Here is a 21,053-nt window from a genome sequence, read left to right on the forward strand (position 1 = left end):
GGAATGATGAACGAAGCGCGATTGCAATTGCGGGGTGTGCGCAAGTCCTTCGGGGAGCGCACCGTGCTGTCCGGGGTCGACCTCGCCCTGCCGCCAGGGCGGATCCTCGGTCTCCTCGGCCCCAACGGCGCCGGCAAGTCCACGCTGATCTCCATCGCCAACGGTTCCCTGATGCCCGATTCCGGATCGGTCTACGTCGACGGCGTCGACCTCGCCTCCGATCGGGAGAGCGCTGCTGCCCTGATCGGCAGCGCGCCGCAACGCCTGGGCATCTACCCCTCGCTGACTCTTCGAGAGAACGTGGAGGTGTTCGCCCGGCTCCACGGCGTGCGAGGGCGCACACGTCGAGCGCGATGCGCACAGGTGATCGAAGGGCTGGGGCTCACCCGGAGCGCGGGCGTTCGCGCCGAGCAGCTCAGCGGCGGACAGCAGCGCCGGCTGCACCTCGCGATGGCGCTCACCCACTCCCCTCGCTTGATGTTCCTCGACGAGCCGACGGTCGGCGCCGACGTGGAGTCACGCCAGCAGATCCTCGACCTGGTGCGACGGATCGCCGATGATGGCGCGTCCGTGCTCTACACCACGCACTACCTCGCCGAGCTCGAGCAGCTTCCCTCCCGACTCGCGCTGCTGCATCACGGAGCACTCCGCGATCTCGGAGAGGTGAGCGACGTGGTGACGTCACAGGGCGGCGACGGCGTGCGGGTGCGACTGCAGGCAGACGTTGCGACGCCGGCCGGGTGGGCACGGGAGGCCGACTGGTTCGTGCGGGAATCGGCGGGCAGGAGTGCGGGCGAGCTGCTGGCCGAACTCATCGCCGACCTCGGGGAGGGCGCGAACGCGATCGGCGACGTGCAGTTCCCTCGCCCGACCCTGGAGAGCGCGTACGTTCGGCTGCTCCGCAACGGAACGGCGCGTGCGATCGACCGCGAGGAGGTGCCGGGTGTTGCGGCATAGTCTCGCGGTCGCAGCGATCGACGCACGGATCCTGTGGCGCGACCCGTCGCCGGTCGTGGTCATGACGGTGATTCCGCTCGTGTTCGTCCCCTTCTTCGTCCCCGGAAGTCAGGCGCAACTCGCGGCCGCCGGCTACTCCTCGGCCACCGGCGTCGAGTACGCCGTTCCCGGCCTCGCCGTACTGTTCGCCCTCCTGTGCGTGCAGCAGGTCGTCACCGCCTTCTTCCGAGATCACCAGTGGGGCACCTGGGATCGTCTGCGGACATCGCCGGCGCGCAGCGCCGACCTGCTCGTCGGCAAATCGCTGACGGCGTTCCTGGCACAGGTACTGCAGTTCGTCGCCGTGCTCGCCGGCGGGACGCTCCTCTTCGGCTATCGCCCCACCGGTTCGTTGCTCGGGATCGCCCTGGTGCTCGTGGCGTTCTCGTCCGCGATGATCGGCTTCGGGCTGCTGCTGGTGTCGGCGACCCGATCCCTCGAGCTCGCACTCGTCATCGGCAACGTGCTCGCCATGCTCATGGCCGGTGTGGGCGGCGCATTCGGCCCCGTCGAGGCGCTGCCGAGCTGGATGCAGGCGATCGCTCCCGCTTCCCCCGCATACTGGGCGCTGCAGGCGATGCGCTCTCTCACCCTGGACGAGGCCGGAGTGGGCGACGCACTCGGCCCCGCGGCCGCCCTCTTCGCCTTCGCCGCAGGCTTCGGCCTGGTCGCGTTCACCCTGCTCACGCTGCGCGGGCGGAAAGGAACCTCCTGATGACACCTCGACCCGAACGGTTCACCCGCGGGGACGTTCTGTCGGCGGCGCTCGCGCTGGTCGACGCGAACGGAATCGATCAGCTCACGATGCGACGCCTCGGTACGGCTCTGGGAGCCGACCCGATGACCGCCTACCGACACTTCGACAGCAAGGCCGACCTCGCGGCGGCGCTCGCCGACGAGTTCTGGACCGGTCTCTCACTCCCCGGCACCTCCGGGATCTCGGACTGGCACGCCTATGCGCACGAGCTGATGAAGACGATCCGCGCCGAGCTCGCCGCACATGCCGGTCTCATCCCGATCGTCGCGACGCATCCCATCACCTCGCCGGCGGCGCTCGCGGTCGCCGATGAGGCGATAGGCGTCCTGCTCGACCTCGGGGCTCCCGTCGATCCGACTCTCGGCGACCTCGTCAATGTGCTCGTGATGATCACCGTCGCCTCCGCGATGGGAGAGTTCAGCGTTCCGGCCGGGTCTGATCCCGCCACAGAAGAGGCGACCGAGGCGGAAAGCCAGGAGAACGAGGCAGCGATGCTCGCGCAGCTGCCTCACCTGGGACGGATCATCGCCGCAGGCTGGCCCCCCTCCGCCGAGAGGCAGTTCGAGGCGGGAATCGTCGCCCTCCTGCACGGTTGGCCGTTCCCGCACACTCGTACATCGTGAGCGCGCGCTCGACCGCGTGGCGGATGGCGCTGGCACGCATCCGCCGGAATCCGGTGAGCAGTGTCTCGCTGATGCTGCTGATGGCGATCAGTTCCGCCAGTGCGGGCGCCGGTGTGGCCACGCTCGTCTCGACGGTCGGAGCGACGGAGCGACTCTTCACCCTGGCGGCCGCGCCCGACGCGGTGCAGATGCACGCCGGATCGCTCGACGCGCAAAGCCTCGATGACTTCGTCGCCGCGCACCGGAACATCGTCGATGATCACCAGGTGCAGGTCGGGCTCCAGCTCGACAATCAGGACCTCCGGATGAAGGGGACATCGGATGCCGCGCGCGACGGCGTGATGGATCTGCTGCTGGTCACGCAGAACACCCGATTCGACTTCCTGGTCGGCTCGGACGGCACGCCGACGAGCGTCGGCGAGGGCGAGATCGCGATACCGGGCTACTACGCCGACGCGTACGACCTCGTTCCCGGCGACGCCATCGAGATCGCCGCGCACGGGGACACCCGCACCTACACCGTCTCCGACATCGTCCGAGACGCACAGATGGGACCGAGTCTGGTCAACTCGAAGAGGTTCGTCTTGTCCGAGCGCGATTGGAACGAACTCACCGACCTGCTGCCCGCGGAGCAGATCATCACCTTCCGGCTGGTCGAGGGCGCGACTGATCGCTTCACGGAGGCGTATCGCCTGGCCGGGCTCCCCGCCAACGGTGCGGCCGTCGACGGGGGCGTGCTGCGATTGATCGCCGCGCTGACAGACGGGCTGGTCGCCGTCCTCAGCATCCTGGTGAGCATCGTCCTGCTCGCCATCACGATGCTCTGCCTCCGGATCATGGTCCTCACGGCCCTCGAGCAGGACGCCCGACGGATCGGCGTACTGCGGGCGGTCGGCTTCTCCCACCGGGAGGTCTCCTCGACCCTGCTCGGCGGCTACGCCCTGCACTCGGGCGTCGCGGTACTGGTCGCCCTTCTCCTTGTCTTCCCCGCGTCCGCACTTCTGCACGGTGAAAGCGCTCTCTCCGCAGACCGAGGCCGCGCGGAGACCCTCAGCATGCTGCTCGCTGTCTTCGTCGCTTCCGTGATCCCCCTTACCCTCGCGGCACTCCTGCTGCGACGAGTGCGGCGCATCAGTCCGCTCCTCGCGCTGACGAGGCCGACCGTGTCGGCGCGGCCCCGTCGTCGGCCGCGCCCGCTGCGCTGGGGCCTGCCGATCCCCCTCTCCGTCCGTCTCGCCGTGCGCGGGCTCACTGCCCGGAGCACCACCGCCGTACTGCTGATCGTGATGGTCGGCTGCGCCGTCGCACTGGCGGCCCTGCCTCAGCGGCTTACACAGACCATCGCGGCGCCCGACTTCGTCACCACGATGGGCGTCGGCCAGAGCGACCTCCGCGCCTTCGTCCGCGCGGGTGGCGACGCCGGTGCGGGTGCCCAGCTCGAACGGACTCTGCGCGACGACCCTGACATCGAGCGTTTCGCGACAGCGGTGAGCCTTCGGGTCGCGCTCATCGCCGACGCCCGCACCGACGACATCGCCCTGGAAGTCGGCGACATGTCGGCCTTCCCCCTCACCTATGCCCGAGGCGACGCACCCCTGCTGCCCGGCGACCTCGCGCTGTCGACGCTCGCCGCGCAGAACGCCGGAGTCGATATCGGTCAGTCCGTCGAGGTGGACTCGGGTGGTACGGCCCAGCGGTATCGCGTCACCGGTGTGTACCACGACATCACGAACGGCGGACGGTCGGGCAAGGCCCTCGAACTGCACGGCGATCACGGCGTCCCACTGTGGCAGACGTTCATGATCGATCTCCCTGACGGTACGGATCAGGGTGAGAAGACAGCAGCGTTGACGCGAGCCCACCCGGCGGCGACCTTCACCGAACTTGACCGCTTCGTCCACTACACGCTGGGCGACACGGTCGACCGCCTCAGGACGGCGTCGATGATCGCCTGGGTGGCCGCCGCAGTGGTCATGCTCCTGGTGTTCGCTCTCCGAGGGCGGCTCGAGGCCACTCGCGACGAGTCCGATCTGCGTCTGCTGCGACTCCTCGGATCGTCTCGCGGCGAGCTGCGCACGATCGCCCTGCTCCGTGCGCTCGGCGTCGCCGGTGCGGGCCTCGCGCTCGGGTGGATCGCGGTGGAGTCGCTCGGGCCGGGGGTGCTCGGCGCGACGCTCACCTCGTTCGGCGGCGGCACGACCGACCTCGCCGCCGCGAACGGATCGAGCATGATCGTCGGCCCGGTGGTGGCCGCGTCCGCCGTTCTCGGCGGTGCTCTCGCCTCGGTCCGCTGCCCTGCCCTTCTCAACGAAAGCTGACCGACATGCAACGATCGTCCTCACTCCTCGTGGCGCGCGCAGTCACGCGACGCTTCGAGTCGACCGCAGGCGACGTCTCGACCGTGCTCAGCGGAATCGACATCGACATCGCCGCCGGCGACTATCTGGCGCTCACCGGTCCCAGCGGGTCCGGCAAGACGACTCTGCTGTCGTGCCTGAGCGGCTTGGACCAGCCGTCATCCGGATCGGTGCGCATCGGCGAGGACGACCTCGCGACACTCGACGACAGGGCCCTCGCGCACCTCCGACGGACGACCCTCGGGTTCGTGTTCCAACACACCGATCTCCTCGACGAATTGACGGTGCTCGACAACATCCTCCTTCCGGCTGTCCGTCGACGGGGCAGAGTATCCGCAGAGACCCTGGAGCACACCGCGCAGCTGATGGATCGGCTGGGGATCGGCGACCTCGGCGCCCGCGCTGCCCATGAGATCTCGGGCGGCCAGCGACAGCGAGTCGGCATCTGCCGCGCACTCGTGAACCGTCCACCGATCCTCATCGCGGATGAGCCGACCGGCGCGCTGCACCGGGAGGCGACAGAGGACGTGCTCGACCTGTTCGACGACCTCAACGCCTCCGGCACGACCATCATCGTCGTCACCCACGACCCGATGGTGTCCGGGCGGGCACGGTCACGCCGCCATCTCATCGATGGACGGATGGTCGACCCCCCAGTCCCCTCACTGCTCACCACACCGATGACATCATCGAACCGAGGAGAATGAAAATGCAGATTCCCGCACTGCCGGCACTCGACTGGACGAACGGCGCACTGGACGCGAGCTTCGACTCCCGCGCCGGAGAGCTCACCCTGCATGCGGCGGCAGGAAGTGATTGGACCAACGACGCACTCGGCGGTCCGGCTCAACACCGCGCGAGCATGCTGGGCTTCCAGGTCGAGGGCGACTTCACGCTGAGCGCCCGGGTCCGCGTGGTCGGGGAACGGACCACGTTCGATGCCGCCGTACTCGGCCTGTGGTGCGACGAGCAGCACTGGGCGAAGCTCTGTTTCGAATACTCGCCCGACGGGCGGGCGATGATCGTCAGCGTCGTGACCAACGACTTCTCCGACGACTGCAACTCGAGCGTCGTCGAGCAGGGCTTCACGCACCTCAGGATCGCACGCATCGGAGACGCGTTCGCCTTCCACGCATCCGACGACGGCGAGAGGTGGGAGTTCGTCCGGGTGTTCCGGATGAACTCAGACCTTCCTGTGACGGTCGGCTTCATGTCTCAGGCACCGATGGGCGAGGACTGTGATTCGCGCTTCACCCGGATCCGCTTCTCTGCCGGCGCACCGGCCGACCTGCGCGACGGTTCCTGAACGCGCCGGTCCCGTCACCCCTCGCGCGGCGGGTTCAGAATGGGCGCCGGGGAGCGCACGAGGCAGCAACTGGGGCAGCTTGTCCGCGGTTGGCTGCGCACGAGGGAGGCGCCCATGCGGGGTGCGGTCCCCTCGTGCGCAGGTTCCAGCACTCAGTGGCTGCGCGGGTACGGCAGTACGGCTAGGCCATCGCATCCCGGACGAGGGCGGTGTCGACGAACTGCTCGAACCGCACGATCATTCCGCCGCGCACGACGAAGGCGTGGGCGACACGGACATCGAGGGGCTTCCCGGTGGTGCGGTGGGTTGCCGTGTAGCGGGCCAGGACGACGACGTTCTCGCCGTCGACGACATAGCTGTCGTCGTGCGCAGTCCAGTCGGACCAGTCCGCGCCGAGCTTCTCCATCACGGCCGAGGTCACTCCCTCGGGGGTGCGGTAGGTGCCGGCGAGGGGAAAGCCGGCCATTTCCTTCCATTCGACGTCAGGTGCGAGCGTTGCCCGCAACGCGTCGAGGTCTCCGGCGGCGGAGGCCAGGTACTGCCGGCGGACCACGTCTCGGGGAGCCGTGGACAGGTCTGGCGCGGTGTTCTCTTTCATCCCCATGTCATCTCACCCTTCGCAACCTTCGGCCCGATCTGAGCTGCGATGAGCATACCCGCGGAGGGGTAGCGCTCGACCAACGCAGCGGTCACTGCAGCGGCATCCGTCGACTGGTCGAGGATCGCCTCGAACGACTGCAAGTAGGTGCGGGTGTAGTCGATCGCGCCCGCGTCCGTGGCGCTGTCCGGAAGTCGGTGCCCCGGGATGACGATCTCCGGTTCGAGCGCCTGCATCTCGTCGAGGAGTTCGATCCAGGCGGCGCGCAGCTCGGGCGTAGCAGTGTCGGCAGTCCATACGTGCTCCTGCTGAAAGAGGAGCACACCGCCGAGGACGGCTCGGTGCTCGGTGTTCCAGAGGTAGTGGCGATCGGGCAGCGTGGCAGAGCCGCCCTTGAGCTCGAGCCGCTGACCGTCGACGGTCAGCACGTCCGTGTCGAGCGGGGTGAGTTCCACGAGGCGCGTCGGGAGGTTGGCACCCAAGGCGGCCCACGCCGCGAGCTTGCCTTCGAAGGATGCGCGGATGTGGTCGATGACGATCGGTGTCGCGACGAGCAACGCATCGGGGAACGCGTCGGCGACGACTTCGAGGCCGAAATAGAAGTCCGGATCGGCGTGACTGACGAACACGGTGGTGAGCCGCTTTCCGGAGTCGAGGACGGCGGCGACGAGACGGTGTCCGTCGGCGCGCGTGAAGCCGGCATCGACGAGGAGCGCTTCCGTTTCGCCGGTCACGAGAGTGGCCGATTTGTTCTTTGATCCGGCGGGGAAGTCGAGGTCGAAGACATCGAAGTTCAGTGACACGGTCATGGTTCCTTCCTGAGAGGGCTCGGGTCCGAGCCTGGGCGCGAATCGCTCGCGTATCCATCTCAACAAAAGCTGACCACTCAGCTATTCCCGTCTCTGCAATACGATCCCGAGCGCCCGATCGCTGAGGCGAGCTGCGGCGTACTCTGGCCTGGTGACAGATTCCGACGAATTCGCATCGGCGCAGGAGGCCGCGAACGATCCACGGATCCTGGCGTTCGGTCGATTGCTGGGAGCCGCCAACGGCCTGGAGTACCTGCTCGGCAGGGCACTGGAGGAACGAACCGGCTTGCCTCACTCGCTTTTCGAACTGCTCTTGATCGTCGGCCGCGCCGGCGAAGGCGGCATCTCGACAAAGGGCATCGCACAGGCCAAAGTGCTCACTTCAGGCGGCGCCACGCGACTCGTGCACCGCGGTGTCGAACTGGGTCTGGTGAGTCGCCGCGCGTCCACCGAAGACGGGCGCGTGCAGATCATCGAGCTCACGCCGGAGGGCGAGCGCCTCGCGGTCGAGGCGTCGACGATCCATGCGCGCAACATCGATCAGCTCGTGCTCGCCGCGCTGCCCGCGGCGGATCTCAGCACCTTCGAGGAGTCCGTCAAAGCGCTCAGCAAGCATGCCGCCAGCCAGCTCCCCGTCATGCCGTGACCGGCACCCCGTCTGCCCACGGGGCGAATCGGTCCCTACCGGCAGGGCAAGCCTGTCCGATCTCACGACAGTTGTCGGGTGAGCGTGCCGGTGAGGAAGCCGCGACCGAGCGGCGAGTACGGCACGAACCCAACCCCCAGACGCGCAGCCTCCGGGATGACGGCGCGTTCCACATCCCTGCTCCACACCGACCATTCGCTCTGCACAGCAGCGATCGGATGTACCGCGTGCGCGGCTTCGATCTCCGCCGCAGTGGCCTCGGACAATCCGAGGTGACGCACCTTCCCAGCCGTCACGAGCTCGGCCATCGCCCCGACAACCTCCTCGATCGGCACCGTCACCTCCCGGCGGTGCAGGTAGCACAGGTCGATCACGTCGGTGCCGAGCCGGCCGAGGCTTGCGTCAACCGCGGAACGCACGTAAGCCGGGTCATTGCGAGGCTGCATCGTCTTCTCCGTGATACTGCCGGCGATACCGAACTTCGTCGCGAGCACGACCTCCTCGCGACGCGCGGCGAGCAGCTTCGAAATAAGGATCTCGTTGCCCCCATCGCCGTAGACATCCGCAGTATCGATGAACGACACCCCACGTCAACGGCATGATGCAACGTAGCGAGGGCGTCATCTGGACTGGTCTCGCCGTAGACGCCCGAGAGCGCCATGGCACCGAAACCGAGGGCGCTCAACCCAAGCACCAGAAGGTTGGCTCATGGACGGCTAGCTTTCTTCTGCTCGCGGTTCCACGATCGTGTCGTCCTGGTGGTGCCCGTAGAACTTCGACTGGCCCCTCATCAGGTCGCGCATCGATACATCGTTACCGACCCCGTAGACTGTCTGGCCAAACCCAAGTTCACGTTGAACGGCCCAGATCTCGTCGTGTCGATCCGGCGAAAACAATTGCGCCGGGTCGCCGACAGCGACCCAACCGATCGGAACCACCACACCCTCACCGATCACGGTGTTGACCTGGACGACCGCATTGATTCGAACCTCAGTCCCGGCACCGATTCGGCTACCAGGGAAGAGCGACGCCCCTGTGGCGATGAATGCCTCGTCGCCTACGACGCTGCCGTTGATGTGTGCATGGGGGCCGACCATGACAGCAGAACCCACCACTGCGGGGTACGCGGCGCGGCCGCGAATGAGCGCGTTCTCCATCACCACCGTGTCCTCACCAATGGTGACCTGTCCGTCCTCTGCGGAGAGGACGGCGCCGTTAAGCACTCGTGCGCCAGCAGCAACGGTGACATCACCTACAAGAACAGCCGTCGCCGCAATGTAGGCATCCGGGTGAACGCTGGGTTCGATTCCGCGGTGTCGCATCAGCATGCGCTGAGGACCATCGAGTGGTGAAGCGTGTCTGTCATGGCCTCACCGTAGCGAACAAGTCAGCGCCAGCAGCACGCGACGTTCACACGCCTGAACATCGGACCGCCTCAGCAGGATCTCGCTTCCGCCCCGGACGGAAACCAGTCAGACATGATGAGTCGATACGGTTTAGGCATGACTGATGGCGTCCGAAACATCACGACCGCTCTCGCGACCATTTCCGAGCACTGGCAGCCCCATCGGCTGACCAGCATCAACGATTACGACGTCAAAGTAGTCAAGCTCGAGGGCGAGTTTGTGTGGCACACCCACCCCGACACCGAAGAACTGTTCCTCGTCCTCAGCGGTGAGCTGACCATCCAGCTACGGGACCGCGACGTCGTTCTTGGCCCCAACGATGTCTTCGTCGTCCCCCGGGGGGTCGAGCACTGCCCGAAAGCAGACGAGGAAGTAGAGGCTCTGCTCTTCGAACCCCAAGGCACGGTCAACACCGGCGACGCCGGCGGAGCCATGACCAGCCAGCTCCGCGAGATCAACAACACCTAATCGCCGTCTCGATAGCCGATCGGCTATCGGGACGCGATCACGACACGGAGCGGCGCGAGAACGACGACACCGAACGAAGCTGCTCACAGTCATGTGGTCGGCTGGCGCCCTGTCCGGGGCTGCCGAAAACGATCGATTTCGGCGGGTGACCGGTTTGGGCTAGCGACCCTTGGGGAATCCTATGGAGCGCAGCTCCGGAGTTAGGTTCTCTGCCACTCACGCTCTGCGTCTCGATCGACTTTGCCTTCGCCGTGCAGACCGACAGCTTTGGCGGCGTAGGTCGCGGCGTGCGATGAGTGGTCGAACATGTGAGCCACTGCACAGGCCTGCCCCGCCGATCGAGCAGCAGCGACCGCAGCTGGCATTCCGGCCTCGGTCGCGTCGCGGGCGGCCGCGTGGGCTGCGAACGCGGCGGTGCGACATGCCGTCATCGGAAGCTCGCCGCGCTCCCACGCACGTAGCGCTTCGATCGCTGCACGAGGTCGGCCGTCACCGGGTCGTTGTTCCTCGAAGATCGGCAGGGCCCGCTCAGCGCAGCTCGCCGCCCATAGTGCGACCGCGTGGTGGATCGGAGGCTCCGGGTTGGCCCACTCGGTCTTGGTCTCCTCGCTCATGCCTCGATCGTCTCAAAGATCCGTTGGACAGAGATCAGCCCAGCGCGGGTTGTGCTGGGACGTGCCGCGCGTACGTAATGGAAGTAACTGCACCCCTGATCGTTCGGCTCTGTCGGGAGGCGGCACGGACGGACTATGTCCGGCACCCAACGAGCCTGGTCGACCCGCGGCGCCTCCGGCACGTCTAGTGACGACTCCGACACATTCGTGAGGCCCTCCGACAGCCTTCGTGAGACTCCGACACTTTTCGTGAGATCGGACAGCCGGACCTCCCCGAACTTTCCGTGACCAAACCGTTGCATTCGTTATCTCGCCGTTATAGAGTGATCGCACGGTGAATGTTTGCTGTGGCATACACCGCATGTGATTGCAGGACACTCTTGGTGCAAGGGACAAGGGCCGGTCGGGAGCCTCTCCGACCGGCCCTTTACTGTTGCCACTAACCTGGTCTCCATGACCGATCGCAAGCTCGCCGTCCAGGCGTGGGAGAGCCTGTTCCGCGCGCAGCACGAGCTGTTCACCGAGATGAACGCCGATTTCGATCATTCCGGTCTCGGACAGGCCGAATACGACGTGCTCCTCACGGTCACGCGCTCGCCCCGCAAGTCCGCCCGGCTGCGCGACGTCACCTCCAACATGCTGATCAGTCAGCCCAGCGTCTCGCGCCTCGTCGACCGCATGGTCTCGCGCGGACTCGTCGAGAAGTGCCCCGACCCCGACGACGGACGCGGTGCGCTGATCCGCGCGACGGATGCCGGCGTCCGGGCGTTCCGCCAGATCGCCACCGTGCACGGCCGCTCCATCGCCGACCGCATGTCGCGGCTCGATGACGACGAGCTGAAGGCGTTGCGCGACCTCGCCGAGAAGCTCCGCGGCCGCTGATCTCTGTCGGGGGTTTTTTCCCCGGGAGGTTCTCCCCGTCGGGCGGATTTCTCCCCGTCGGGCGGCGAGATCACGCACAGGGGTCCTCCCGTCGAGGAGTTCTCCTCCCACACCGAAGCGGGCCCGACTCCCGGCGACGGCTGGAACCGTTTTCTGGCAGGGTGGACCGTAACCGCCCGCGCGACCGCGCGGGCATCACGGACCGCCCCCTCGGGGGGAACCAGGGAGGTCATCCATGGAGATCGCCGGAGCAGTCGGCATCCTCGTCATCGTCGGCATCGCCGTCGTCGCCGCTGTCGTCATACTGCTGATCCTGCTGCTGTTCGCACGCAGCTGGATCAAGGTCGCCCGAGCCGACGAGGCTCTCGTCATCTCGGGTCGCAAGCAGAAGGTGCAGCGCGCCGTCATCGCCGCCGACGGGTCGAGCCGCGACGAGATGTCGGAATCGCCCGTCACCGTCATCGTGAACGGCAAGTCGCTCGTCAACCCGATCACGCAGCGCCACGAGATCATCTCGCTGCGTTCGCGGCAGGTCTCCCTGAACGCCGAGGCGCAGTCGCTCGACAGCGTCACGCTCAACGTCGACGGCGTCGCGATCGTGAAGATCGGCTCCGACCCCATCCTCGTCCGCCGGGCCGCCGAGCGGTTCGCCTCGCAGGACAAGGCCATCGAGCAGTTCACCACCGAACAGCTCGAGGGTGCCCTGCGTGGCATCGTCGCCACGCTCTCGGTCGTCGAGCTCATGCGCGAGCGCAAGAAGTTCTCCGACCAGATCGCCGCCGACGTCTCCCAGGAGCTCGCCGAGCAGGGTCTGATCCTCGACTCGTTCCAGATCAAGGGGATCACCGACAAGGTCGGCTACATCCAGTCTCTCGGTGCCCCCGAGATCCAGGCGAAGCGTCAGTCCGCCGAGATCTCGCAGACCAACGCCGACCGTGCGATCAACCAGAAGAACATCGCCAACCAGGAAGCCAACCTGATCGAGCAGACCGCGCTCGACACCAACACGGCGAACTCCAACGCCGGCATCGGCCGCGCGCGCGCCGAGGCCGAGCAGGCCGAGAACCTGGCCCGCGAGCAGGCTCAGCAGGCCGTTCTGCAGCAGCAGGCCGAGAACCGCCAGGCTCAGCTCGACGCCGACGTCAAGCGCGTCGCCGACGCCCAGCGGTACGAGGCCGAGACCCGCGCGCAGGCCGAGCTCTATACGCGTGAGCGTGCCGCCGAGGCCGGCGCGATCGAGCAGGTCAAGCAGGCCGAGGCCCGCACCCGCATCGCCGAGCAGCAGGCGCAGGCCGACAAGGCCAAGGCCGACGGTGAGGCCGCAGCCGCGATCGCCCGCGCGAGCGGTGAAGCCGACGCGCTGCGCGCGCAGGCAGAGGCCGAGTCCGAGGCACGTCGCCTGCGGGCCAACGCCGAAGCCGACGCGATCCGCGCCGAGGGTGAGGCGCGAGCCGCAGCCGTCGAGGCCGAGGCGAAGGCCATCGCGTCCAACCAGGACGCCTTCCTGTCGCAGCGCGTGCTGGACGTGCTGCCGTCGATCATGGCCGAGTTCTCCAAGGGCTACGCCGCGATCGGCAACGTGTCGATCATCGGCGGCTCGAGCGAAGACGGGGCATCGAACCTCGTCGGCGCCGACAGCGCACGGGCTCTGAAGTCGGTGTTCGACAGCGTCAGCTCGGCGACCGGACTCGACCTCGCGTCGATCATCCAGGGTCAGGCCGTCGGTCGTGGCATCGGCGAGGGAGTCGCAGCAGCGTCCGCACCGTCCGCGGCTTCTGCACCGACGCGACGCTCGGCACCGACCACCCCGCCGCCCCCGGCACCGCCGGCTCCCGCAGCGGAGTAAGCAGCAGCACAGCAACCAGCAGCACAGCGGATGCCGCGGCCGATTCGGCCGCGGCATCCGTCATGTGCGGGCAGCCTCCCGTGCACGATTCAGCATGAACGCCGCACACCGGGCGCTATCGGGTGTGATCGGCCGAGTTCAGTGGCGCTCATGCTGAATCGTGCACGCGGTTCCCGACCGCCCGCTCGACGCCCACTCGACCGCCGCCTGACCGCCCGCCCCTCTGCCGGCACCCGGATGGGGAACGGACCGGGCAGACTGGGGACATGACCGCCTTCGACCTCGATGCCATCGGCGCGGGGCTCTCGTTCGCGGCCGCTCTCGACGAGCTGTCGGCGGCACTCGACACCCGCGCCGCGGTGGTGGTGAGCGCTCCTCCCGGAACGGGCAAGACCACTCTCGTACCGCCGCTGCTGGCGTCGCGTTCGCCCGGCCGGGTGATCGTCACGCAGCCTCGACGGGTCGCTGCCCGTGCCGCCGCCCGACGACTCGCCCACCTCGACGGCACGCCGCTGGGCGCACGGGTGGGATTCACGGTGCGCGGCGAGCGCTCGGCAGGGCCCGGGACCAGGATCGAGTTCGTCACGGCGGGGGTGCTGCTGCGGCGGATGCTCGACGACCCCGGCCTCGACGGTGTCGATGCGGTGGTCCTCGACGAGGTCCACGAGCGCGCGCTCGAAACGGATCTGCTGATCGGCCTGCTCTCCGAGGTGCGCGAGCTGAGGGACGACCTCGTGGTCGTCGCGATGTCGGCGACCCTCGACGCCGCGCGCATCTCGGACGCTCTGGGCACCGACACCCTGCCCGCCCCGGTGGTCGACCACGAGGTCCCCGCCTTTCCGCTCACCGAGCGCTGGGCGCCGAGTCCCGCACCACGGCTCGACGAGCGCGGGGTCACCCGGGAGTTCCTCGACCACGTCGCCCGCACGACGACGGATGCCGCGCGCGCGCTGACCCGCGACGACCCGACGGCTGACGTCCTGGTGTTCGCTCCGGGTGTGCGCGAGGTCTCGGAGATCGCCCGGCGCCTCCGTGACGCGAGCGGTGAGGCCGACATCCGCGAACTGCACGGACGCATCCCGGCGGCGGAACAGGATGCCGTCATCCGGGGCCGCCGCGCGGATGAGGCGCCGCGCATCATCGTCACCACCTCTCTCGCCGAATCCTCGCTCACGGTGCCGGGGGTGCGCCTGGTCGTGGACAGCTGTCTGTCTCGGCATCCGCAGCGCGACGCCGCCCGGGGGATGACGGGCCTCGTCACGACCGCGGCATCGAGGTCGTCCTGCGTGCAGCGAGCGGGCCGTGCGACGCGACAGGGCCCCGGCACGGTCATCCGCTGCGTCGACGAGCGCACCTACGCAGCGGCACCTGCCCGCCCGGTCGCGGAGATCGCCGTGTCCGACCTCGCCGACGCCGCACTGCTGCTCGCGTGCTGGGGTGCGCCCGGTGGCGCGGGACTGCGGATGATCGAGCCGCTGCCCCCTGCCTCACTCGCCGATGCGCTCGCCGTGCTGCGCGGACTCGGAGCGATCGACGACCAGGGCCACGCCACTGCCGACGGCCGTGCGCTGGCGCGCATCCCCGCCGATCCGCGACTCGCCCGCGCCCTGCGTGACGGCAGCCCGATCGTCGGCGCCCGACTGACCGCCGAGGTCGTCGCGCTGCTGGGTGGTGTTGTGCGGGTCGCCCAGGCCGACGCCGCGCAGGCGCTCGTCACCCTGCGCGGCGGACGGACGCCGGATGCCCGGCGCTGGCGCACCGACGCGGATCGACTCGAGCGCCTCGCCCATCCCGCACCGGGAGTCCGGTCGGACCTCGACGGCGTCGGCCTCGTGATCGCCCTCGCCTTTCCCGACCGGATCGCGCAGCGCGTCGATCGCACCGCCGACGGCGCGACGTTCCTGCTGGCATCGGGCACCCGTGCCGGGGTGCAGGGCCCGCTCGCTGCGGTGGAGTGGCTCGCGGTCGCCGATGTGGCACGCGCGGCGGGTCGGGCGGCGGCGGGATCGGGCGCCGTCATCCGCTCTGCGGCGGCGCTGCCGGAGAGCCAGCTCGAGCAGGCCGCCGGCCATCTGATGACCGACCGGGTCGAGGCGGAGTTCACCGGTGGGCGCGTTCAGGCACGACGGGAACGCCGCGTCGGCGCGATCCTTCGCTCCTCCGCTCCGGTGCGCGCGTCGGCGGAGGAGGGGCGGGATGCCGTGCGTCGAGCGCTCCGTCGAGACGGTCTCGGCCTGTTCGCCTGGACCGGTGGCGCCGATGCGCTGCGGCGTCGGCTGGGTCTGCTGCACCGCGAGCTCGGCCTTCCCTGGCCCGATGTGTCGGATGCCGGGCTGCTCGACGCCCTCGACACCTGGATGGCGCCCGAGCTCGATGCGCTGGCCACCGGGACTGCGGTCGCGCGGCTCGATCTGACGTCCGCGCTCCGCCGCCTGCTGCCCTGGCCCGAGGCATCCCGCCTCGACGACCTCGCCCCCGAGCGGCTCGAGGTGCCCAGCGGCTCGCGCATCCGCATCGACTACCCGGAGCTCGGGGATCCGACGGCACGGCCCGTGGTGGCGGTGAAGCTGCAGGAGTGCTTCGGCTGGGCGCAGACCCCGAGGCTGGTCGACGGACGGACCCCCGTGCTGTTCCACCTGCTCTCCCCCGCCGGACACCCGCTCGCGGTCACCGACGATCTCGCCTCGTTCTGGTCGGGTCCGTATTCACAGGTGCGCGCGGAGATGCGCGGACGCTACCCCAAGCATCCGTGGCCCGAGGATCCCTGGGCCGCCGCCCCGACCAGGCACACCAAGAAACGCGCCGCCGGCTGAACGGCGACTGTCGCCGCCGTACCGCCCACGCCCTCTCCCACGCCCTCAGTCCAGCAGATGCCGCAGGTACCGGGGCGGGTCCTGCAGGAACGAGCGCCAGTGGCCGACCAGCTCGAGATCGCTCCATTCCGCGGGCCGGATGCCCCAGTCGCCGACCTCGAGGATGCGCGCACCGGGAAGCGCGGCGAGCACCGGCGAGTGTGTGGCGCACAGCACCTGCCCGCCCTCGTCGACGATCCTCTGCAGCACCGCGATGAGCGCGAGCGTCGACTGGAACGAGAGCGCGGCCTCGGGCTCGTCGAGGCAGTAGAAACCGGGTTCGTCGAAACGGCTCTGCAGCACCGCGAGGAAGGACTCGCCGTGACTCATCTCGTGGAAGGGCACATCCGGACCGCTCGTCGACGGGTTCTCTTCGAGGTATGTGTAGAACGAGTGCATCGTCTCGGCACGGAGGAAGAAGCCCCAGCGGTTCGCACCGACGCCGCGCTGGATCCGCAGCCACTCCGACAGGGGCGACTCGGTCGGGCGGGTGCTGTGTGTGGCGTTGCGCGATCCGCCCTCGGGGGACACCCCGTAGGCGATCGCGACGCCCTCGACGATGGTGGACTTTCCGCTGCCGTTCTCGCCGACGAGAAAAGTCACCCCCGGCGAGAGGTCGAGTCCCTCGCGGAGCACCTGGGCGACCGCAGGGATGCTCGTGGGCCAGACCTCTCCCGGCTCCGGCGCGTCGTCATTCGCGCGGACGGAGACGACGGGCTGCTCACGTCGACGACGACTGCCCGGCATCCAGATCGACTCCATGCCCCGAGGCTACGCGCGACCGCCGACATCGGCAGGTTCAGACGTCGGTCGGCGCGAGACCGCTCAGCACTCGATGACGTTGACCGCGAGTCCGCCCTCGCTGGTCTCCTTGTACTTCGTCGACATGTCGATGCCCGTCTGGCGCATGGTCTCGACCACCGCATCCAGCGAGACGTAGTGGCTGCCGTCGCCCCGGAGCGCGAGGCGAGCGGCGGTGACGGCGGTCGACGCGGCGATCGCGTTCCGCTCGATGCACGGGATCTGCACGAGCCCGCCGATCGGGTCGCAGGTGAGTCCTAGGTGGTGTTCCATGGCGATCTCCGCGGCGTTCTCGATCTGCCTGTTCGTTCCGCCCATCACGGCGGTGAGGCCACCCGCAGCCATCGCGCAGGCCGATCCGACCTCCGCCTGGCATCCGCCCTCGGCCCCCGAGATCGACGCGTTGGCCTTGAACAGCGACCCCAGCGCGGTGGCGGTGAGCAGGAACCGACGGATGCCGCGGCGACGGTTCGCCTCGGCGACGCTCGCGTCGCCCTCGGCGCCGTCGACAACGGGAGCATCGATCGCACGCGAGCCGTCGAAGCCGAGCAGTGCGCTGCCCACCAGCTCTCCGTACGGGGTGACGGCGTTGCCCGCCCCGAGCCCCGAATCGGCGAGGAACCGCCACCAGTACATCGCCACGGCCGGAAGGATGCCGGCGGCGCCGTTCGTCGGTGCCGTGACGACGCGCCCGCCCGCCGCGTTCTCCTCGTTGACGGCGAGCGCGAACGCTCCGAGCCACTCCCCCGGCAACTCGCGGTGCCCGTCGGACTCGGCCTCTTCGAGCTGGGCGCGGATCACGCCCGCACGCCGCTTGACCTTGAGGATGCCGGGAAGCACCCCCTCGGAGTGCAGACCGGCATCGACGCAGGCGGCCATCGCGTCCCAGATCGCGTCGAGCCCGGCGGCGACGTCCTCTTCGCTGCGCTCAGCGGTCTCGTTGAGACGCGCGACCTCGGCGATCGACAGCCCGTGCTCGTCGCAGAGCGCGAGCAGCGACGCGGCATCCGGATAGGAGTACGGCAGTGGTGCGGGAGCGAGCTTCGCCTCTTCGCCGTCACGGCGGATGAATCCGCCGCCGACGGAGTAGTACGTCTCCTCCGCCACGACGGCGCCGTCGGCCGACCATGCCGTCATCGTCATCGCATTCGGATGCCCGGGGAGTCTCGTGCGCGGGGCGAACACGATGTCGTCCTTCGCGAAGGGCACCTCATGGTCGCCGTCGATCGCGAGCATCCCTCCCGCCGGAAAATCGGTCCACGCCGAGCGGACCTCGGCGGGGTCGCAGGTCTCGGGTGAGAGGCCGCGCAGGCCCGCGACCACGGCATCCGGGGTTCCGTGCCCGATCCCGGTCGCGCCGAGCGAGCCGAAGAGCGTGCAGCCGACTCGGGCGACACGATCGAGTGATCCCGCGGCGCGCAGCCGGTGCGCGAAGTCGAGCGCGGCTCGCATGGGCCCCACCGTGTGGGAGCTCGACGGCCCCACGCCGATGGAGAAGAGGTCGAATGCCGAGACGTACGCTGTCACCCCTCCAGGCTACGCCGCATTCGCCGATTCGGTTCACCGTCATTAACCTGATCTGCCCCGCTACCCTGATCCCGTGAGCGATGACACCGGAATCCTGCTGTTCCTCGGCGCGGGCGCGCTGGTCCTGTTGCTGATCGTCGTCTTCGGGGTGCTCAGCTCGAGGCGCAAGAAGCGCGCGACCAGCCGCACCTGGACCGTACGCACCGGGTGGATCGGCGAGCAGCCGTTCATCGAGAGCAGCGACCTCGCCCCCGATGACAGTCGTCAGGAGGAGCTCTTCCGTCAGACGTACCCGATCGGCGGCAGTCTGACGATCACGGTCACCGATGAGAACGGCCCGGTGCAGCGCGAGGTGCACGTGTCGCGCGTCGGCCGCAGCCTGCGGGCCGGCTTCCCCCAGGCGAAGATCGGGCTGACCGCGTACTTCCGCGAGTGGGAGGGCAGCGAGTTCCCGGTCGTCTTCCCGGTGAAGGGGTCGGACAAGGTCGTCGCGATCGAGATGGATGCCGCGGGCGTCACCGCGCGGGATGCCGCGAGCGCGACCGTATGGACCTCGCCCTGGTCGACGCTGCTGTTCTCGAACGGCCCCGACATCGTGCTGGCCGGCGGCGGCACGACCGTCCGATTCGAGTACGTCGACGGTTCCACGATCGAGGAGCTCCTGATCAAGTACGGCACCCTCACGCAGATGCACTTCTGATCGTGCGTCAAGCCCCTTCTCCCGGCGCGACCGAGAGGCGAAGCTGATCGGGCACTCGATGCGAAAGGGATGATCATGACGAACAGCACACCCGACCAGGACCCGGCCGCGAACCTCGCCCCGGAGGCGCAGGCACCGACCCCGACACCGTCGTCGGGCGAAGCGGGCGAATTCGTGGAGACGAGCCAGAGCACCGAAGCCGTCGACAGCACCGACACCGCCGACACTCCCGACGAGGCGGAGTCGCCCGAGGACGCCGACCCCGCGGAGGTTCCCGACGACGCCGAGCTCGAAGAGCCGAGCACCGAGAAGGACCCCGGCGAGGAGCCGAAGGCGCCGACGCGCAACGACCCCGAGCCCGACCATGAAGCGGTCGGGATCGGGGTCATCGACGGTCCGGAGACCGACGAGGGCGACTGAGCGACTCCTACCTCGCTCCGCCACCCGGCCGCTCCCGTCGCGATGCACCCTGCGACGGGAGCGAGTTCGGATGCGGGTTACTCGACGAGTTTGCCCTCGGTGTCGACCTCCCGCATGAGTTCGGCGATCTCCGCCGGGATCTCGGGGATCGGCTCGTGCGTGACTCCGCCGGTGGGCGACCAGACGAGGTTGACCTGCAGCGTGGGGTCGGTGTCGGGGTAGTCGCTGCGGTTGTGGCATCCGCGCGTCTCGCGACGCTCGAGTGCCGCCTCGATCGTGGCGCGGGCGGCGAGCGCCGACGCCTTGAGGTCGAAGGCGTGCGCGAGATCCTGGAAGCCTGCGATGTCGGGGTGGATGCCGATGTCCTCCATCCGTCCCTCGATCATGTCGAGGTCGGCGAGACCCGCACGCAGTCCCTCGTCCGAGCGGACGACCCCCGCATGCTGGGTCATCGTGTTGCGGATCGCGCGCTGCAGCGCCCGCACGTTCTCGCGGCCGTCCGCGGCGAGCAGGTCGTCGATCTCGGCGCGAGCCCTCATCACGGCCTCCGGCGATCGACGCTGCGCGTCGAGGCCGGCCGCATGGGCCATCGCGGCCTGCCCGACGATGCGGCCGTAGACGAGCAGCTCGATGAGCGAGTTGCCGCCGAGGCGGTTGGCGCCGTGCAGCCCGCTCGACGCCTCGCCGATCGCGTAGAGCCCGTCGACGTCGGTCTGATGATCCTCCGGACGCACCCACACGCCGCCCATCGAATAGTGCGCCGTGGGGGCGATCTCGATCGGCTCGGTGGTGATGTCGAGCATCTGCAACTCCATCATCGTCTGGTAGACCCGGGGCAGCCGGGTCATGATCGTCTCGCGCGGCAGGTGCGAGACGTCGAGCCAGACGCCGCCGTTCTCGGTGCCGCGCCCCTCGGCGATCTCGGTGTACGCGGCGAGCGCGACCCTGTCGCGGGTCGAGAGCTCCATGCGCTCGGGGTCGTACTTCGACATGAACCGCTCGCCGAGCGCATTGCGCAGAATGCCGCCCTCGCCTCGGGCCGCCTCGGAGATGAGGGTGCCCGCCGCGTTCTCGGGCTCGATGATGCCCGAGGGGTGGAACTGCACGAGCTCGGGGTCGCGCAACCTCGCCCCTGCCTCGACCGCCAGGCGGAATGAGTCGCCGGTGTTCTCATCGCGTCGCGACGAGGTGCGACGCCAGATGCGGTTGTGGCCGCCCGCGGCGAGGATCACGGCATCCGCGTGGATGAGGTAGCGCGTGCCGTCGGACTGATCGAAGCCGTAGGCGCCGAACACGACGTTGTCGCGTACGAGCAGGCGGGTGATGTAGACGTGGTCGAGGATGGGGACCTCGAGCTGCTCGGCCTTGGCCACGAGGGTGCGCTGGATCTCGAGGCCGGTGTAGTCGCCGGCGAAGGCCGTGCGGCGGAAGGTGTGGGCGCCGAA

The 21,053-nt window shown here is 68.8% G+C and carries 20 protein-coding genes and 1 pseudogene; 13 read left to right on the plus strand and 8 right to left on the minus strand.

Annotation, left to right across the window (positions count from 1 at the left end):
• Positions 1-6 precede the first annotated feature (6 nt).
• Genes ABTZ43_RS10370 through ABTZ43_RS10395 form a run of 6 tightly spaced genes read left to right on the plus strand, consistent with a single transcriptional unit; the run spans position 7 to position 6,039 of the window.
• Complete coding sequence (locus ABTZ43_RS10370; protein ID WP_350538724.1) at positions 7-957, plus strand: ABC transporter ATP-binding protein; 951 nt, start codon at positions 7-9, stop codon at positions 955-957.
• Complete coding sequence (locus ABTZ43_RS10375) at positions 944-1,711, plus strand: ABC transporter permease (protein ID WP_350538725.1); 768 nt, start codon at positions 944-946, stop codon at positions 1,709-1,711. Before ABTZ43_RS10370 ends, ABTZ43_RS10375 begins: the two co-directional genes overlap by 14 nt.
• Entirely contained in the window at positions 1,711-2,376 is a 666-nt protein-coding gene (locus ABTZ43_RS10380; protein WP_350538726.1) for a TetR/AcrR family transcriptional regulator, read from the plus strand. Before ABTZ43_RS10375 ends, ABTZ43_RS10380 begins: the two co-directional genes overlap by 1 nt.
• Positions 2,373-4,694 (plus strand): FtsX-like permease family protein, encoded by a 2,322-nt coding sequence (locus ABTZ43_RS10385; RefSeq protein WP_350538727.1) that lies wholly within the window; start codon positions 2,373-2,375, stop codon positions 4,692-4,694. The genes ABTZ43_RS10380 and ABTZ43_RS10385 overlap by 4 nt, the downstream gene beginning before the upstream one ends.
• A 29-nt stretch (positions 4,695-4,723) precedes the next feature.
• Complete coding sequence (locus ABTZ43_RS10390; RefSeq protein ID WP_350538728.1) at positions 4,724-5,440, plus strand: ABC transporter ATP-binding protein; 717 nt, start codon at positions 4,724-4,726, stop codon at positions 5,438-5,440.
• 2 nt (positions 5,441-5,442) lie between these two features.
• A complete protein-coding gene (locus ABTZ43_RS10395; protein WP_350538729.1) occupies positions 5,443-6,039 on the plus strand; it encodes a DUF1349 domain-containing protein in 597 nt (198 codons plus the stop codon).
• Between the two features lie 181 nt (positions 6,040-6,220).
• Here the strand turns inward: ABTZ43_RS10395 and ABTZ43_RS10400 are convergent, their stop codons facing one another.
• Both ABTZ43_RS10400 and ABTZ43_RS10405 read right to left on the minus strand, forming a co-directional pair.
• Positions 6,221-6,637 carry a nuclear transport factor 2 family protein gene (locus tag ABTZ43_RS10400; RefSeq protein WP_350538730.1) on the minus strand — a complete coding sequence of 139 codons (417 nt, stop codon included), beginning with the start codon at positions 6,635-6,637 and terminating at the stop codon, positions 6,221-6,223.
• Positions 6,634-7,446, minus strand: coding sequence for an MBL fold metallo-hydrolase (locus ABTZ43_RS10405; RefSeq protein ID WP_350538731.1), 813 nt, complete (start codon positions 7,444-7,446; stop codon positions 6,634-6,636). The genes ABTZ43_RS10400 and ABTZ43_RS10405 overlap by 4 nt, the downstream gene beginning before the upstream one ends.
• A 151-nt stretch (positions 7,447-7,597) precedes the next feature.
• Between ABTZ43_RS10405 and ABTZ43_RS10410 the strand changes: the two genes are divergently transcribed.
• The gene (locus tag ABTZ43_RS10410) at positions 7,598-8,092 is read left to right on the plus strand and encodes a MarR family winged helix-turn-helix transcriptional regulator (protein ID WP_350538732.1); all 495 of its coding nucleotides are present in this window, start codon (positions 7,598-7,600) and stop codon (positions 8,090-8,092) included.
• Positions 8,093-8,172: 80 nt separating this feature from the next.
• Here the strand turns inward: ABTZ43_RS10410 and ABTZ43_RS10415 are convergent.
• Together ABTZ43_RS10415 and ABTZ43_RS10420 are read right to left on the minus strand one after the other, a co-directional pair.
• Positions 8,173-8,753: pseudogene (locus ABTZ43_RS10415) on the minus strand (aldo/keto reductase); the annotation flags it as partial.
• Between the two features lie 55 nt (positions 8,754-8,808).
• Positions 8,809-9,420: a gamma carbonic anhydrase family protein gene (locus ABTZ43_RS10420; protein ID WP_350538733.1), complete on the minus strand. Its 612-nt coding sequence runs from the start codon at positions 9,418-9,420 to the stop codon at positions 8,809-8,811.
• Between the two features lie 174 nt (positions 9,421-9,594).
• On the opposite strand from ABTZ43_RS10420, the gene ABTZ43_RS10425 reads away from it, so the two are divergent.
• Positions 9,595-9,966 (plus strand): cupin domain-containing protein, encoded by a 372-nt coding sequence (locus tag ABTZ43_RS10425; RefSeq protein ID WP_350538734.1) that lies wholly within the window; start codon positions 9,595-9,597, stop codon positions 9,964-9,966.
• A 200-nt stretch (positions 9,967-10,166) separates the two neighbouring features.
• On the opposite strand, the gene ABTZ43_RS10430 is transcribed toward ABTZ43_RS10425, so the two are convergent.
• Entirely contained in the window at positions 10,167-10,580 is a 414-nt protein-coding gene (locus ABTZ43_RS10430; protein WP_350538735.1) for a putative immunity protein, read from the minus strand.
• Positions 10,581-11,033: 453 nt separating this feature from the next.
• Between ABTZ43_RS10430 and ABTZ43_RS10435 the strand changes: the two genes are divergently transcribed.
• From ABTZ43_RS10435 to hrpB, 3 genes are all read left to right on the plus strand, one after another.
• Positions 11,034-11,462, plus strand: coding sequence for a MarR family winged helix-turn-helix transcriptional regulator (locus tag ABTZ43_RS10435; protein WP_056412828.1), 429 nt, complete (start codon positions 11,034-11,036; stop codon positions 11,460-11,462).
• A 235-nt stretch (positions 11,463-11,697) separates the two neighbouring features.
• Positions 11,698-13,308 (plus strand): SPFH domain-containing protein, encoded by a 1,611-nt coding sequence (locus ABTZ43_RS10440; RefSeq protein WP_350538736.1) that lies wholly within the window; start codon positions 11,698-11,700, stop codon positions 13,306-13,308.
• 266 nt (positions 13,309-13,574) lie between these two features.
• Complete coding sequence (gene hrpB, locus ABTZ43_RS10445) at positions 13,575-16,121, plus strand: ATP-dependent helicase HrpB (protein WP_350538737.1); 2,547 nt, start codon at positions 13,575-13,577, stop codon at positions 16,119-16,121.
• A gap of 45 nt (positions 16,122-16,166) precedes the next feature.
• Here the strand turns inward: hrpB and ABTZ43_RS10450 are convergent, their stop codons facing one another.
• Together ABTZ43_RS10450 and ABTZ43_RS10455 are read right to left on the minus strand one after the other, a co-directional pair.
• On the minus strand, positions 16,167-16,922 hold the full coding sequence (locus ABTZ43_RS10450; protein ID WP_350538738.1) for an AAA family ATPase: 756 nt from the start codon (positions 16,920-16,922) through the stop codon (positions 16,167-16,169).
• 63 nt (positions 16,923-16,985) lie between these two features.
• On the minus strand, positions 16,986-18,488 hold the full coding sequence (locus tag ABTZ43_RS10455; protein ID WP_350538739.1) for an L-serine ammonia-lyase, iron-sulfur-dependent, subunit alpha: 1,503 nt from the start codon (positions 18,486-18,488) through the stop codon (positions 16,986-16,988).
• A gap of 73 nt (positions 18,489-18,561) precedes the next feature.
• Between ABTZ43_RS10455 and ABTZ43_RS10460 the strand changes: the two genes are divergently transcribed.
• Together ABTZ43_RS10460 and ABTZ43_RS10465 are read left to right on the plus strand one after the other, a co-directional pair.
• Positions 18,562-19,188: a hypothetical protein gene (locus ABTZ43_RS10460; RefSeq protein ID WP_350538740.1), complete on the plus strand. Its 627-nt coding sequence runs from the start codon at positions 18,562-18,564 to the stop codon at positions 19,186-19,188.
• 75 nt (positions 19,189-19,263) lie between these two features.
• Positions 19,264-19,608: a hypothetical protein gene (locus tag ABTZ43_RS10465; protein ID WP_350538741.1), complete on the plus strand. Its 345-nt coding sequence runs from the start codon at positions 19,264-19,266 to the stop codon at positions 19,606-19,608.
• 77 nt (positions 19,609-19,685) lie between these two features.
• On the opposite strand, the gene ABTZ43_RS10470 is transcribed toward ABTZ43_RS10465, so the two are convergent.
• The coding region (locus ABTZ43_RS10470; RefSeq protein WP_350538742.1) for an FAD-binding protein at positions 19,686-21,053 on the minus strand (1,368 nt) is incomplete at its 5' end.

This window comes from Microbacterium sp. NPDC097977 (assembly GCF_040302605.1).
GTDB lineage: Bacteria > Actinomycetota > Actinomycetes > Actinomycetales > Microbacteriaceae > Microbacterium.

Excerpts from the sequence above, each read along its gene's own strand:
- ABTZ43_RS10380 (WP_350538726.1), top strand. The coding sequence starts at position 1,711 with ATGACACCTCGACCCGAACGGTTCACCCGCGGGGACGTTCTGTCGGCG.
- ABTZ43_RS10370 (WP_350538724.1), top strand. The coding sequence starts at position 7 with ATGAACGAAGCGCGATTGCAATTGCGGGGTGTGCGCAAGTCCTTCGGG.
- ABTZ43_RS10450 (WP_350538738.1), bottom strand. The coding sequence starts at position 16,922 with ATGGAGTCGATCTGGATGCCGGGCAGTCGTCGTCGACGTGAGCAGCCC.
- ABTZ43_RS10425 (WP_350538734.1), top strand. The coding sequence starts at position 9,595 with ATGACTGATGGCGTCCGAAACATCACGACCGCTCTCGCGACCATTTCC.
- ABTZ43_RS10430 (WP_350538735.1), bottom strand. The coding sequence starts at position 10,580 with ATGAGCGAGGAGACCAAGACCGAGTGGGCCAACCCGGAGCCTCCGATC.
- ABTZ43_RS10440 (WP_350538736.1), top strand. The coding sequence starts at position 11,698 with ATGGAGATCGCCGGAGCAGTCGGCATCCTCGTCATCGTCGGCATCGCC.
- hrpB (WP_350538737.1), top strand. The coding sequence starts at position 13,575 with ATGACCGCCTTCGACCTCGATGCCATCGGCGCGGGGCTCTCGTTCGCG.
- ABTZ43_RS10395 (WP_350538729.1), top strand. The coding sequence starts at position 5,443 with ATGCAGATTCCCGCACTGCCGGCACTCGACTGGACGAACGGCGCACTG.
- ABTZ43_RS10400 (WP_350538730.1), bottom strand. The coding sequence starts at position 6,637 with ATGAAAGAGAACACCGCGCCAGACCTGTCCACGGCTCCCCGAGACGTG.
- ABTZ43_RS10420 (WP_350538733.1), bottom strand. The coding sequence starts at position 9,420 with ATGCTGATGCGACACCGCGGAATCGAACCCAGCGTTCACCCGGATGCC.
- ABTZ43_RS10465 (WP_350538741.1), top strand. The coding sequence starts at position 19,264 with ATGACGAACAGCACACCCGACCAGGACCCGGCCGCGAACCTCGCCCCG.
- ABTZ43_RS10405 (WP_350538731.1), bottom strand. The coding sequence starts at position 7,446 with ATGACCGTGTCACTGAACTTCGATGTCTTCGACCTCGACTTCCCCGCC.
- ABTZ43_RS10435 (WP_056412828.1), top strand. The coding sequence starts at position 11,034 with ATGACCGATCGCAAGCTCGCCGTCCAGGCGTGGGAGAGCCTGTTCCGC.